At 69.6% G+C, this 12896-nt stretch carries 13 protein-coding genes; 11 read left to right on the plus strand and 2 right to left on the minus strand.

Features of this window, described 5'->3' with window-relative positions:
* Window positions 1-36: 36 nt before the first annotated feature.
* The 9 genes from ABWV53_RS05905 to ABWV53_RS05945 all read left to right on the plus strand — a co-directional run bounded on the left by ABWV53_RS05905 (window position 37) and on the right by ABWV53_RS05945 (window position 8356).
* Window positions 37-1065 carry an amidohydrolase family protein gene (locus ABWV53_RS05905; RefSeq protein ID WP_353363911.1) on the plus strand — a complete coding sequence of 343 codons (1029 nt, stop codon included), beginning with the start codon at window positions 37-39 and terminating at the stop codon, window positions 1063-1065.
* A 35-nt stretch (window positions 1066-1100) separates the two neighbouring features.
* Window positions 1101-1784: a 4-carboxy-4-hydroxy-2-oxoadipate aldolase/oxaloacetate decarboxylase gene (gene ligK, locus ABWV53_RS05910; RefSeq protein WP_353363913.1), complete on the plus strand. Its 684-nt coding sequence runs from the start codon at window positions 1101-1103 to the stop codon at window positions 1782-1784.
* A 62-nt stretch (window positions 1785-1846) separates the two neighbouring features.
* Window positions 1847-2857 (plus strand): Bug family tripartite tricarboxylate transporter substrate binding protein, encoded by a 1011-nt coding sequence (locus ABWV53_RS05915; protein WP_353363915.1) that lies wholly within the window; start codon window positions 1847-1849, stop codon window positions 2855-2857.
* A gap of 14 nt (window positions 2858-2871) precedes the next feature.
* The gene (locus ABWV53_RS05920; protein WP_353363917.1) at window positions 2872-3876 is read left to right on the plus strand and encodes a tripartite tricarboxylate transporter substrate binding protein; all 1005 of its coding nucleotides are present in this window, start codon (window positions 2872-2874) and stop codon (window positions 3874-3876) included.
* Between the two features lie 69 nt (window positions 3877-3945).
* A complete protein-coding gene (locus tag ABWV53_RS05925; RefSeq protein ID WP_353363922.1) occupies window positions 3946-4878 on the plus strand; it encodes an amidohydrolase family protein in 933 nt (310 codons plus the stop codon).
* Between the two features lies 1 nt (window position 4879).
* Entirely contained in the window at window positions 4880-5353 is a 474-nt protein-coding gene (ligA, locus tag ABWV53_RS05930; protein WP_353363924.1) for a protocatechuate 4,5-dioxygenase subunit alpha, read from the plus strand.
* Between the two features lie 2 nt (window positions 5354-5355).
* Window positions 5356-6231 carry a class III extradiol dioxygenase subunit beta gene (locus ABWV53_RS05935; protein WP_353363926.1) on the plus strand — a complete coding sequence of 292 codons (876 nt, stop codon included), beginning with the start codon at window positions 5356-5358 and terminating at the stop codon, window positions 6229-6231.
* Window positions 6232-6282: 51 nt separating this feature from the next.
* On the plus strand, window positions 6283-7254 hold the full coding sequence (locus tag ABWV53_RS05940) for a Gfo/Idh/MocA family oxidoreductase (protein ID WP_353363928.1): 972 nt from the start codon (window positions 6283-6285) through the stop codon (window positions 7252-7254).
* Between the two features lie 100 nt (window positions 7255-7354).
* The gene (locus tag ABWV53_RS05945) at window positions 7355-8356 is read left to right on the plus strand and encodes an aldo/keto reductase (RefSeq protein WP_353363930.1); all 1002 of its coding nucleotides are present in this window, start codon (window positions 7355-7357) and stop codon (window positions 8354-8356) included.
* 114 nt (window positions 8357-8470) lie between these two features.
* Here the strand turns inward: ABWV53_RS05945 and ABWV53_RS05950 are convergent, their stop codons facing one another.
* Window positions 8471-9229 (minus strand): IclR family transcriptional regulator domain-containing protein, encoded by a 759-nt coding sequence (locus tag ABWV53_RS05950; protein ID WP_353364306.1) that lies wholly within the window; start codon window positions 9227-9229, stop codon window positions 8471-8473.
* Between the two features lie 351 nt (window positions 9230-9580).
* Between ABWV53_RS05950 and pobA the strand changes: the two genes are divergently transcribed.
* A complete protein-coding gene (pobA, locus tag ABWV53_RS05955) occupies window positions 9581-10819 on the plus strand; it encodes a 4-hydroxybenzoate 3-monooxygenase (RefSeq protein ID WP_353363932.1) in 1239 nt (412 codons plus the stop codon).
* A gap of 121 nt (window positions 10820-10940) precedes the next feature.
* Window positions 10941-11594, plus strand: coding sequence for a flavin reductase family protein (locus ABWV53_RS05960; RefSeq protein ID WP_353363934.1), 654 nt, complete (start codon window positions 10941-10943; stop codon window positions 11592-11594).
* Here the strand turns inward: ABWV53_RS05960 and ABWV53_RS05965 are convergent.
* Window positions 11572-12807, minus strand: coding sequence for an MFS transporter (locus ABWV53_RS05965; RefSeq protein ID WP_353363936.1), 1236 nt, complete (start codon window positions 12805-12807; stop codon window positions 11572-11574). The two genes, ABWV53_RS05960 and ABWV53_RS05965, sit on opposite strands and share 23 nt — an antisense overlap.
* Window positions 12808-12896 lie beyond the last annotated feature (89 nt).

Consider the following 12896-nt stretch of genomic DNA (forward strand, 5'->3'; position numbering starts at 1 on the left):
TGTCTTTCTTTCCATTCCCACGGAGCGCCCCGCACCATGATCATCGACTGCCACGGCCACTACACCACCGCGCCCAAGGCGCTGGAGAACTGGCGCAACGCCCAGATCGCGGGCATCAAGGACCCGTCGGCCAAGCCCCGCCCGTCCGACCTGAAGATCAGCGACGACGAGCTGCGCGAGTCCATCGAAAGCAACCAGCTGCGCCTGATGAAGGAACGCGGCAGCGACCTGACCATCTTCAGCCCGCGCGCGAGCTTCATGGCCCACCACATCGGCGACTTCGAGGTGTCGAGCACCTGGGCGGCGATCTGCAACGAGCTCTGCCATCGCGTGGCGCAGCTCTTTCCCGACCACTTCGTGCCCGCCGCCATGCTGCCGCAGTCGCCCGGCGTGGACCCCAAGACCTGCATCCCCGAGCTGGTCAAGTGCGTGGAGCAGTACGGCAACGTGGGCATCAACCTGAACCCCGACCCGAGCGGCGGCCACTGGACCAGCCCGCCCCTGACGGACCGCCACTGGTACCCCATCTACGAAAAGATGGTGGAGTACGACATCCCGGCCATGATCCACGTCAGCACCAGCTGCAACGCGTGCTTCCACACCACCGGCGCGCACTACCTGAACGCCGACACCACGGCCGTGATGCAGTGCATCCAGGGCGACCTGTTCAAGGACTTCCCCACGCTGAAGTTCGTCATTCCGCACGGCGGCGGCGCGGTGCCCTACCACTGGGGGCGCTTCCGGGGCCTGGCGCAGGAGATGAAGAAGCCGCTGCTGGAAGAGCACCTGCTCAACAACATCTTCTTCGACACCTGCGTCTATCACCAGCCCGGCATCGACCTGCTGACCAAGGTCATCCCGGTCAAGAACATCCTCTTCGCTTCCGAAATGATCGGCGCGGTGCGCGGCATCGACCCGCAGACCGGCCACTACTACGACGACACCAAGCGCTACGTGAACGCCACCGCCAACCTGAGCGAAGAGGAGCGCTACCAGGTCTTCGAAGGCAATGCGCGCCGCGTGTTCCCGCGCCTGGACGCGCAACTCAAGGCCAAGGGCCTGTAACCCGGCATCGATCGAACCACCGGAGAACTGAAGCCATGTACGAACTCGGAGTCGTCTACCGCAACATCCAGCGCGCCGACCGCGCCGCCGCCGACGGCCTGGCCGCGCTGGGCTCGGCCACGGTGCACGAGGCCATGGGCCGCGTGGGCCTGCTCAAGCCCTACATGCGCCCCATCTACCCCGGCGCGCAAGTGTCCGGCACGGCCGTGACGGTGCTGCTGCACCCGGGCGACAACTGGATGCTGCACGTGGCGGCCGAACAGATCCAGCCCGGTGACATCGTGGTGGCCGCCATCACCGCCGAATGCACCGACGGCTACTTCGGCGACCTGCTGGCGACCAGCTTCCAGGCGCGCGGCGCGCGGGCACTCGTCATCGACGCCGGCGTGCGCGACGTGAAGACGCTCAAGGAGATGGACTTCCCCGTCTGGAGCAAGTGCGTCAGCAGCAAGGGCTGCATCAAGGCCACCATCGGCTCGGTGAACATCCCGGTGGTCTGCGCCGGCATGCTGGTGGCGCCCGGCGACGTGATCGTGGCCGACGACGACGGCGTGGTCTGCGTGCCCGCCGCCCGGGCCGTGGAGACGCTGGCCGCCGCGCAGAAGCGCGAATCGTTCGAGGGCGAAAAGCGCGCCAAGCTGGCCTCGGGCGTGCTGGGCCTCGACATGTACAAGATGCGCGAGCCGCTGGCGGCCGCGGGCCTGAAGTACATCGACTGACGCCGCTGCCGCACCTTCCCCTGGCCTTTCCCCCACATTCCCATAAAGAGAGACAAAAAGCCATGAAGAACCGCCCGACCTCCCTCGCCCGCCGCGCGCTGCTGGCCTTGGCTGCCGCCACCACCGCCTGCGCGCTGCCCCTGGCCAGCCAGGCGCAGGCGCCGGCCGCCGCCTGGCCCACCAAGCCGGTGCGCATCATCACGCCCTTCCCGGTGGGGGGCGGGCCAGACGGCGTGGCGCGGCTGGTGGCCGACCGCCTCTCGCGCACCTGGGGCCAGCCGGTGACGGTGGACAACCGCCCGGGCGGCAACGGCTTCATCGCCATCGACGCCTTCAAGCGCGGCGCCAAAGACGGCAGCGACATGATCGTGGTGGACAACGTGCACCTGGCTGCCTACCCCAGCCTGTTCAAGAAGCTGCCCTACGACCCGGCGAAGGACTTCGACCCGCTGCTGCCGCTCTTCAAGGCGTATTTCTTCTTCACCGTGGGCACCACCAGCCGCTACCAGTCGGTGGCGGACCTGATCGCCGACGCGAAGGCCCAGCCGGGCAAGCTGAACTACGGCTCCTGGTCGGTGGGCAACCCGGTGCACCTGGGCTCGGAGCTGTTCGAGTCGATCACCGGCACGCAGATGGAGCACGTGGTCTACAAGGAAACCACGCAGCTCTACAGCGCGGTGTCCACGGGCGACCTGGCCTTCGCGCTGGGCACCGCCGCCACCGCCGGGCCGCTGCAGCGCGCCGGCAAGCTGCGCTTTCTGGCCATCGCCGCGCCGCAGCGCTCGGCCTCGTACCCGGACGTGCCCACGGTGGCCGAGTCGGGCGGGCCCAAGGGCTTCGAGGTGACCGGCTGGAACGCGCTGGCCGTGCCGCAGGGCCTGCCCGCCGCCGTCACCGACAAGATCCGCCGCGACGTGGAGGAGGCGCTGAAGGCGCCCGAGGTGCAGGAGAAGTTCAGGAGCTTCGCCTACGAGCCCTTCCCGACCACGCGGCCGCAGTTCACGCAGTTCATCCAGACGGAGAGCCAGCGCTTCGGCGACGTGATCCGCAAGGCCAACGTGTCGCTCGACTGAAGGCCGCCATGACCATGCCCGTCGCTTCCTTCCGCACGCGCCGCCAGGTGGTGGCCGCGCTGTCGGCCCTGGGCGCCGCTGGCGCGCTGGCGGCCCTGCCCCGGCCCGCCCGCGCGCAGTCCGGCTACCCGGTCCGGCCGGTGCGGCTCATCGTCGGATATTCGGCCGGCGGCGCGGTCGATGCCGTGGCGCGCAGCGTGGGCCAGGCCCTGTCGGCCAGCCTGGGCCAGCCCTTCGTGGTGGAGAACAAGCCGGGCGCGGGCACCAACATCGCCGTGAAGGCCACCATCGACGCGCCGGCCGACGGCTACACCCTGATGGTGACGGCCAACGCGCTGGCCGCCAACATGGCGCTCTACCAGCCCGCGCCGTTCGACGCCGAGCGCGACCTGGTGGCCGTGTCGCTGATCGGCCGCGTGCCGGTGGTGATCGCGGCGAACGTGGGCACGCCCTATGCGGGCATCCGCGATCTCATCGCCGCCGCCAAGGCGCAGCCGCGCGGCATCGCCTTCGCCTCGCCGGGCAACGGCTCCACGCCGCACATGGCGGTGGAATTCTTCGAGCGGGCCGCCGGCATCGAGCTGCAGCACGTGCCCTACCGCGGCGGCGCGCAGGCGCTCACCGAGGTGATCGGCGGGCAGCTGCCGCTGATCGCCGTGAACGCGCTGGAAGTGCAGCCGCACGTGAAGAGCGGCAAGCTCAAGGTGCTGGCGGTGCTGAGCCCGCAGCGCAGCGCCGTGTTTCCCGACGTGCCCACCATCGCCGAATCGGGCTTTCCCGGCTTCGAGGCCTCGGTCTGGTACGGCGTGGTGGCGCCCGCCGCCACCCCCATGCCGCTGGTCGAGCGCCTGCACGCCGAAGTGCAGAAGGCGCTGCAGACGCCGGCCGTGCGCGAGCGCATGGCCCAGGTGGGCGGCGAGGTGCTGCCCGGCCCGCGCGACGCGTTCGTGCAGCTGATCCGCTCCGAACGCGCGCGCTACGACAAGCTGGTGAAAGAAGCGCAGATCAAGCCCGACTGACCGACGCCGCCGCGCCCCCGCCCGACCCCTTTCAATCCCTTTTCGTTCGTCTCACCGATCCGCACCACCATGAGCAAACCGACTTCCGGCCCCTTCGAGAAAACCCCCGGCTGGCTGGACTGGTACACCGGCCCGTCCCAGCCCCGCTTCCAGGTGCCCGAGGGCAGCGTGGACGCGCACTGCCACGTGTTCGGCCCGGGCGCCGAATTCCCTTATGCGCCCGAGCGCAAGTACACGCCCTGCGACGCGAGCAAGGCGCAGCTCTTCGCCCTGCGCGACCACCTGGGCTTTGCGCGCAACGTGATCGTGCAGGCCACCTGCCACGGCGCCGACAACCGCGCCATGGTCGATGCCTGCCAGGCGGCGGGCGGCAAGGCGCGCGGCGTGGCCACCGTACGCCGCAGCATCAGCGATGCCGAGCTGCAGGCGCTGCACGACGCCGGCGTGCGCGGCGTGCGCTTCAACTTCGTCAAGCGCCTGGTGGATTTCACCCCCAAGGACGAGCTGATGGAGATCGCCGGCCGCATCGCCCAGCTCGGCTGGCACGTGGTGATCTACTTCGAGGCGGTGGACCTCCCCGAGCTGTGGGACTTCTTCACCCAGCTGCCGACCACCGTGGTGGTGGACCACATGGGCCGCCCCGACGTGACGAAACCCATTGACGGCCCCGAGTTCGAACTGTTCCTGAAGTTTATGCGCGAGCACCCGAACGTGTGGAGCAAGGTGAGCTGCCCCGAGCGCCTGTCCACCACCGGCCCCGAGGCGCTGCACGGCGAGCAGAACGCCTACCGCGACGTGGTGCCGTTCGCCCGCCGGGTGGTGGAGGAATTCCCCGACCGCGTGCTGTGGGGCACCGACTGGCCCCACCCCAACCTGAAGGGCGACATGCCCGACGACGGCCTGCTGGTGGACTTCATCCCGCACATCGCGCCCACGGCCGAGCTGCAGAAGAAGCTGCTGGTCGACAACCCCATGAAGCTCTATTGGCCGGAGGAGGTCTGACATGGCCCTCGACAAACCTTACATGGACGTGCCCGGCACGATCATCTTCGACGCCGAGCAGAGCCGCAAAGGCTACTGGCTCAACCAGTTCTGCATGAGCCTGATGAAGGCCGAGAACCGCGAACGCTTCAAGGCGGACGAGCGCGCCTACCTGGACGAATGGCCGATGACCGAGGAGCAGAAGCAGGCCGTGCTGGCGCGCGACCTGAACTGGTGCATGCGCACGGGCGGCAACATCTACTTCCTTGCCAAGATCGGCGCGACCGACGGGCGCAGCTTCCAGCAGATGGCCGGCAGCATGACCGGCATGACCGAGCAGGAATACCGCGACATGATGGTCGGCGGCGGCCGCAGCGTGGAAGGCAACCGCTACCTGGGCGAGGACGGCACCGCGCAGCCGCACCGCCAGCCGCAGGGCGCATCGCACCCTGCCGCCGCACCGCAGCAGCCACCCGCCACCAGCAAGGGAGCCTGACCATGGCCCGCATCACCGCATCCGTCTTCACATCGCACGTACCGGCCATCGGCGCCGCCCTGGACCTGGGAAAAAAGCAGGAGCCCTATTGGCAGCCGCTCTTCGCGGGGTACGACTTCTCCAAGCAGTGGATGAAGGACAACAAGCCCGACGTGGTGTTCCTGGTCTTCAACGACCATGCCACGGCCTTCAGCCTGGACATGATCCCGACCTTCGCCATCGGCACCGCGGCCGAGTACGTGCCCGCCGACGAAGGCTGGGGCCCGCGCCCGGTGCCGAAGGTGGTGGGCCACCCGGCCCTCGCCAGCCACATCGCGCAGAGCGTGATCCAGCAGGACTTCGACCTCACCATCGTCAACAAGATGGACGTGGACCATGGCCTCACGGTGCCGCTGTCGCTGATGTGCGGCGAGCAGGACCCGAAGAGCGGCGCCTGGCCCTGCCCGGTCATTCCCTTCGCCGTGAACGTGGTGCAGTACCCGGTGCCGAGCGGCCAGCGCTGCTTCAACCTGGGCCGCGCCATCCGCCGCGCCGTCGAATCGTTCGACGAAGACCTGAACGTGCACATCTGGGGCACGGGCGGCATGAGCCACCAGCTGCAGGGCGCGCGCGCCGGGCTCATCAACGCCGAGTGGGACAACCGCTTCATGGACCGCCTGATCGCCGAGCCCGCCGAACTGGCCAAGGTGCCGCACATCGAATACGTGCGCGAGGCCGGCTCCGAAGGCATCGAGCTGGTGATGTGGCTGATCGCCCGTGGCGCCATGGCCGACGTGAACGACGCGGGCCCCGCGCCGCGCGTGGCGCACCGCTTCTTCCACGTGCCGGCCTCCAACACCGCCGTGGGCCACCTCATTCTTGAAGAAAACAGGGCCTGAAGCGCCCGTACCATCTGCGCAAGCAGCTATCAAATCAGGAGCATTCACTCAATGGGCAACACCATCAAAGTCGCACTCGCCGGCGCCGGCGCCTTCGGCATCAAGCACCTGGACGGCATCCAGAACATCGACGGGGTCGAAGTCGTCTCCCTCATCAGCCGCGACCTGGACAAGACCCGCGAAGTGGCCGAGAAGTACGGCATCGCGCACGTCACCACCGACCTGGCTGACAGCCTGGCCATCAAGGAGGTGGACGCCGTCATCCTCTGCACCCCCACGCAGATGCACGCCGCCCAGACCAAGGCCTGCCTGGAAGCCGGCAAGCACGTGCAGGTCGAGATCCCCCTGTGCGACGTGCTGAAAGAGGGCCAGGAAGTGCTGGCGCTGCAGCAGCAGACCGGCAAGGTCGCCATGGTGGGCCACACCCGCCGCTTCAACCCCAGCCACCAGTACGTCCACAAGAAGATCCAGGCCGGCGAATTCAACATCCAGCAGATGGACGTGCAGACCTACTTCTTCCGCCGCACCAACATGAACGCCCTGGGCCAGCCGCGCAGCTGGACCGACCACCTGCTGTGGCACCACGCCGCCCATACGGTCGATCTGTTCGCCTACCAGGCCGGCAGCCCCATCGTGAAAGCCAACGCCATCCAGGGCCCCATCCACAAGGATCTGGGCATCGCCATGGACATGAGCATCCAGCTGCAGGCCGCCAATGGCGCGATCTGCACCCTGTCCTTGAGCTTCAACAACGACGGACCGCTGGGCACCTTCTTCCGCTACATCGGCGACACCGCCACCTACATCGCGCGCTACGACGACCTGGTGCAGTCGCACAGCAAGGGCGCGGAAGAACCGGTGGACGTGAGCCGCGTGGACGTGTCGATGAACGGCATCGAATTGCAGGACCGCGAATTCTTCGCCGCCATCCGCGAGGGGCGGGAGCCCAACAGCAGCATCGCGCAGGTGCTGCCTTGCTATGAAGTGCTGCACCAGCTGGAGCAGCAATTGAACGCGGGCTGACGCCGCGCGCGCCGCGCCCCCGGCCCGCACGTGCCCGCTGGCGCGTGCGGGCTCTTCGCTTTTTTTGCTTCGACCACCCCTGGCACAGGACTGAACCGCCATGCAAGAAAGAAAGATCGGCCCCTTCACTGTTTCCGCCATCGGCCTGGGCTGCATGAACCTCTCCCACGCCTACGGCGCGCCGGTCTCCCCTGAGCAGGGCGAGCGCGTGCTGCTCACCGCGCTGGATGCCGGCGTGACGCTGTTCGACACCGCCACGCTCTACGGCTTCGGCGCCAACGAGACGCTGGTGGGCCGCGTGATGAAGCCGCACCGCCAACGCTTCACCCTGGCCAGCAAGTGCGGCATGCACGGCGCGGACGTGAACGGCGACGGCAAGCCGGTGCGCGTGATCGACGGGCGGCCCGAGACGCTGCGGCAGGCCTGCGAGGACAGCCTGCGCCGGCTGCAGACCGATGTGATCGACCTCTACTACCTGCACCGCTGGGACAAGCGCGTGCCCATCGAGGACAGCGTGGGCGCGCTGGCCGACCTGGTGCGGGCGGGCAAGATCCGCAGCATCGGGCTGTCGGAAGTCTCGGCCGCCACGCTGCGCCGTGCGGCTGTCGTGCACCCCATCGCGGCGGTGCAGACCGAGTATTCGCTGTGGACGCGCAACCCGGAGATCGCCGTGCTGGACGCCTGCCGCGAGCTGGGCGCGGCCTTCGTGGCCTTCAGCCCGCTGGCGCGGGGCTTCCTCTGCGGGCCGATGGATGTGGACGCGCTGGACGCCAAAGACATCCGCCGCGCCATGCCGCGCTTTGCGCCCGACCACTACGCGGCCAATGCGCGCCTGCTGCCCGCCTACCAGGCGCTGGCGGCCGAGGCCGGCTGCACCCCCGCGCAGCTGGCCATCGCCTGGCTGCTGCAGCGCGGCGAGCACATCATTCCCATCCCCGGCACGACGAGTGTCGACCACCTGCTGGAAGACCTGGGCGCGGCCAAGGTGCATCTTTCGGCCGACGTGGTGGCGCGGGTGGAGGCGCTGATCAACCAGCAGACGGTGACCGGCCCGCGCTACAACCCGCAGGGCACCAGCGAAGTCGATACCGAAGTGTTCTGATCGGCCGGACGGGGCGAATCGGCAGGCTTGGGCGGGCTCGGCCCGAACGGTCGGTGGAGAGGGCCGGAGTGCCGCCCCGACCCCGCTCGCACCGGGCTTGTCGAGGTGCCATGCTCACAGCAACGCCCGCAGCTCCCGCGCGGCCTCTTGCAGCAGGGGCAGCACATCGCGCTTCAGGCGCTCGGGCGAGAGGCGCTGCGGCGCGGTCACCACGTTGAGCGCGGCCACGGCGTGGCCCTGCAGGTCGCGCAGCGGCACGGCCAGGGCCAGCACGCCCAGCTCGTGCTCTTCGCTGGCGATGCAGCAGTCCTCGGTGCGGGCCTGGTCGATGGCGGCGCGCAGCGCGGGGGCGTCGGTCTGCGTGTAGGCCGTCAGGCGCGGCAGCGGGTGGCCGCGCAGCCAGTCGCGCACGGCGCTCTTGGGGCGGCATGCCAGCAGCATGCGGCCGGTGGAGGTGGCGTGCGCGGGCAGGCGGCTGCCCAGGTGCAGGCCGTAGGCGAGCACGCGGTCGCTGGTGGGGCCGCCGCCCGCGTGGCCGGACTGGGCGGTGCTGCGCGCCACGATGACCACCTCGCGACCTTCCAGCACCACGGCGGAAAACGGCAGCTGCGTCTGCGCGGCCAGGCGGTTGAGCGTGGGCTGCACCACGCGCGGCAGCCGTGCCGATGCCAGGTAGCTGCCCGCCAGCCGCAGCACCTTGGGCGCCAGCCAGAAGTATTGGCCATCGCTTTCCAGATAGCCCAGGTGGGCCAGCGTGAGCAGGTGGCGCCGCGCCGCCGCGCGCGTCAGGCCCGCACGCTCGGCCGCCAGCGTGGCGTTGAGCCGCTGGCGTTCGGTGTCGAAGCTCTCCAGCACGGCCAGGCCCTTGGCCATGCCGGCGATGAAGTCGGCGTGGGCGATGCCGGCCGGTGCGGCTGCCGGCGCCCTGCGGGTGCCGGTGGACGGCGGGGTGCGTGATGCCATGGGGGTGCTGGCCTGCGGTGGTGGGTGGATGGACGGGGAGAGTGCTTCGCGGGGCACGTTCGCGCTCCTGAGGCACGTGGGCGTCTTCTTGCGCGATCATCGCATCGTTTGCGCGGTGATCGCGCAAGGCTTGGCGGAAGGCCCTGGCGGGCCGGGGGCGGCGCTTCTACGCTGCGGGCATCGGTGGGGTGCTGATGTGCATCAACCACCGTGGACTCACCAACGCAGACCGCCGCATGCCGGCGGCAGGAGACAACGACGATGACCGCCAGCACCACGACCACTGCCGCTGCATCCGCAACGCCCATTCCCACCTCCACCCAGGTCGCCATCATCGGCGCGGGGCCTTCGGGCCTGCTGCTGGGCCAGCTGCTGCACAAGGCGGGCATCGACGCGGTCATCATCGAGCGCCAGTCGCCCGACTACGTTCTGGGCCGCATCCGCGCCGGCGTGCTGGAGCAGGTGACCATCGACCTGCTGGATGAAGCCGGCGTGGGCGCGCGCATGCACCAGGAAGGCCTGGTGCACGGCGGGTTCGACCTGCTGCTGGACGGCCAGCGCCACCGCATCGACCTGGAGGCGCTGGCCGGCGGCAAGCATGTGATGGTCTATGGGCAGACCGAGGTGACGCGCGACCTGATGGAGGCGCGCGCCGCCGCCGGCCTGCCCACGGTGTACAGCGCGGCCCACGTGCAGGTGCACGGCTTCGATACCGCTCGCCCCAGCGTCACCTCCGAGAAGGACGGCGCCACGCACACGCTGCGGTGCGACTTCATCGCCGGCTGCGACGGCTTCCACGGCGTGTGCCGCGCCAGCGTGCCGCAGGGCGCGCTGCGCAACTACGAGAAGGTCTATCCGTTCGGCTGGCTGGGCCTGCTGTCGGACACGCCGCCCGTGCACCACGAGCTGATCTACGCCAACACGCCGCGCGGCTTCGCGCTCTGTTCGCAGCGCAGCGCCACGCGCAGCCGCTACTACCTGCAGGTGCCGCTGACCGACAAGGTGGAGCAGTGGAGCGACGAGGCCTTCTGGACCGAGCTGCGCCTGCGGCTGGACCCCGAGGCGCGCGAGCACCTGGTGACCGGCCCCAGCCTGGAAAAGAGCATCGCCCCGCTGCGCAGCTTCGTCACCGAGCCGCTGCGCTTCGGCCGCATGTTCCTGGCGGGCGACGCGGGCCACATCGTGCCGCCCACGGGCGCCAAGGGGCTGAACCTGGCGGCGACGGACGTGAAGTTCCTCTCGGCCGCGCTGATCGAGTTCTACGCGGAGGGCAGCGAGGCCGGCATCGACGGCTATTCGGCCCGGTGCCTGAAACGCATCTGGCGCGCGGAGCGCTTCTCGTGGTGGTTCACGCAGCTGATGCACAACTTCCCTGGCGACGACGCGGCCATCGCCGCCAGGTTCCAGGCGGCGGAGATCGACTACCTGCTGCATTCCGAGGCGGGCTCGCGCACCATCGCCGAGAACTACGTGGGCCTGCCGCTGGACTTCGGGCGGTGAGCGCCGGCGGGGGCCGAGAAATTCCAGCGAATCTGGCCGCCCGCGCCGATCACATAAGGGTTTGATGCTATTTATTTGGTAGCAATTGCAGCGCCGCGCCAATGCCGCTATGGTTCCCGGCATGAACGCACCCACCTCCCCTTCCGCCAGCGGCGACGACGCGCGCTTCCACAGCTACCAGCCGCGGCGCGGCCACGGCCTGCCGCACGACCCCTTCAACGCCATCGTGGGGCCGCGCCCCATCGGCTGGATCAGCACGCAGAGCGCGGCGGGCGGGCGCAACCTGGCGCCCTACAGCTTCTTCAACGCCTTCAACTACGTGCCGCCCATCGTGGGCTTCGCCAGCATCGGCGCCAAGGACACGCTGGCCAACGTGCAGGCCACTGGCGAATTCGTCTGGAACCTGGCCACCCGCGACCTGGCCGAGGCCATGAACCAGACCTGCGCCGCCGTGCCGCCCGAGGTGGACGAGTTCACCCTGGCGGGCCTGACGCCGCTGGCCTCGTCGCAGGTGGCCCCGCCCCGCGTGGCGGAGAGCCCGGTGAGCTTCGAATGCCGCAGCACCCAGATCGTGCAGCTGCAGGGCGCCGACGGCGTGCAGGTGCCGACCTGGCTGGTGCTGGGCGAGGTGGTGGCCATCCACATCGACCGGGTGCTGCTGAAGGACGGCGTGTACGACACGGCGAGCGCCGGGCACATCCTGCGCGCGGGCGGGCCGGCGGACTATTTCACGGTGGGGCCGGAGCAGCTGTTCAAGATGTTCCGGCCGCGTTGACGCGGCGCGCCAACCGCACCGGCCGCATCGCCCACGCTGCCGCCACGGCGGCCAGCAAGGCGATGGCGGCGCCCACGAACGCCACGCTGCCCGCGCCCCAGAGCGGAATGCTGGCGCCACCCAGCACGGCGCCCAGCGCAATCCCGCCGTTGGCTGCCGACACGTTGATGGTCCCCGCCAGCGCCTGCGCTTGTGGCGCCGATTGCATCACGCGGATCTGGCAGACGGGATAGAGCGCCGTGTTGGCCACGCCCCAGACCGCCAGCGCCGCAGCGAGGCCGAGCGTCCAAGGCGCCAGCAGGACCGACGCCACCATGCCGGCCGCCAGCAGTGCGCTGAACCCCGCCGTGGCCGCCAGCGGCCTGCGGTCCACCCAGCGGCCGCCCAGCCAGTTGCCCAGCAAGCCCACCGCACCGAAGCCCATCAGCCACCAGCCGACGTGCGCGGGCGGAATGAGCGCCACCCGCTCCAGCAACTCGGCCAGGTAGGTGTAGCCCGTGAACATGGCGGTGAACACCACCACCGACAGCGCCACCTGTGCCAGGAACACGCGGCTGCGAAGGCTGCGGGCCTGTTCTGCGAACCCCACGCGCGCCGCCGCCGGCAGGGTGGGCATGACCAGGGCCAGCACCGCCGCCACCAGCAACGACAGCGCTGCCAGCATCCAGAACGCCGCGCGCCAGCCGATGGCATCGCCCGCCAGCGTGCCGAGCGGAATGCCGAACAGCATGGCTCCGGAGATGCCCAGGTAGACCGTCGCCACCGCCCGCCCCGCGCGCTGCGGGCCGGCCAGTTGCGCGGCCGTGTCGCTGGCAGTGCCCCAGAACACCGGCAGCGCCAGTGCCGGAATCACCCGGGCGATCGCCAGCGTCCATAGGTGGGGCGCCAGGGCCGCCAGCGCGTTGGATACGGCGAACAGCACCAGCACCGCGAAAAACAGCCGCTTGCGTTCGATGTGCGCGAGCGAAGCCGTCAGCACCGGGCCGCACAGCATCACCACCACCGCGAACAGCGTGACCAGCTGGCCTGCTTCGGAAACCGAGACGCCGAGGTCGCGCGCCAGCGCGGGGAGCAGGCCGACCATCAGGAATTCGGTGGTGACGATGACGAAGGCGGCGACCGCCAGCACGGCGATGGAGGCGGTGCCACCACCGGCGTGTGGCGCCGTGGCGGACGGGCGGGTGGTGAAGGCGGCGGAGGAACGGGTGGACATGACGGCGGCAGTCAAAGAAAGCGATGGGAGCGGAACATGAGGTTATTCAAGAACGGGCATCCGCAGTGCGATGCTTTTTCCTGATTCAA

The sequence above is a fragment of the Acidovorax sp. FG27 genome (genome assembly GCF_040365715.1).
Lineage (GTDB): Bacteria > Pseudomonadota > Gammaproteobacteria > Burkholderiales > Burkholderiaceae_C > Paracidovorax.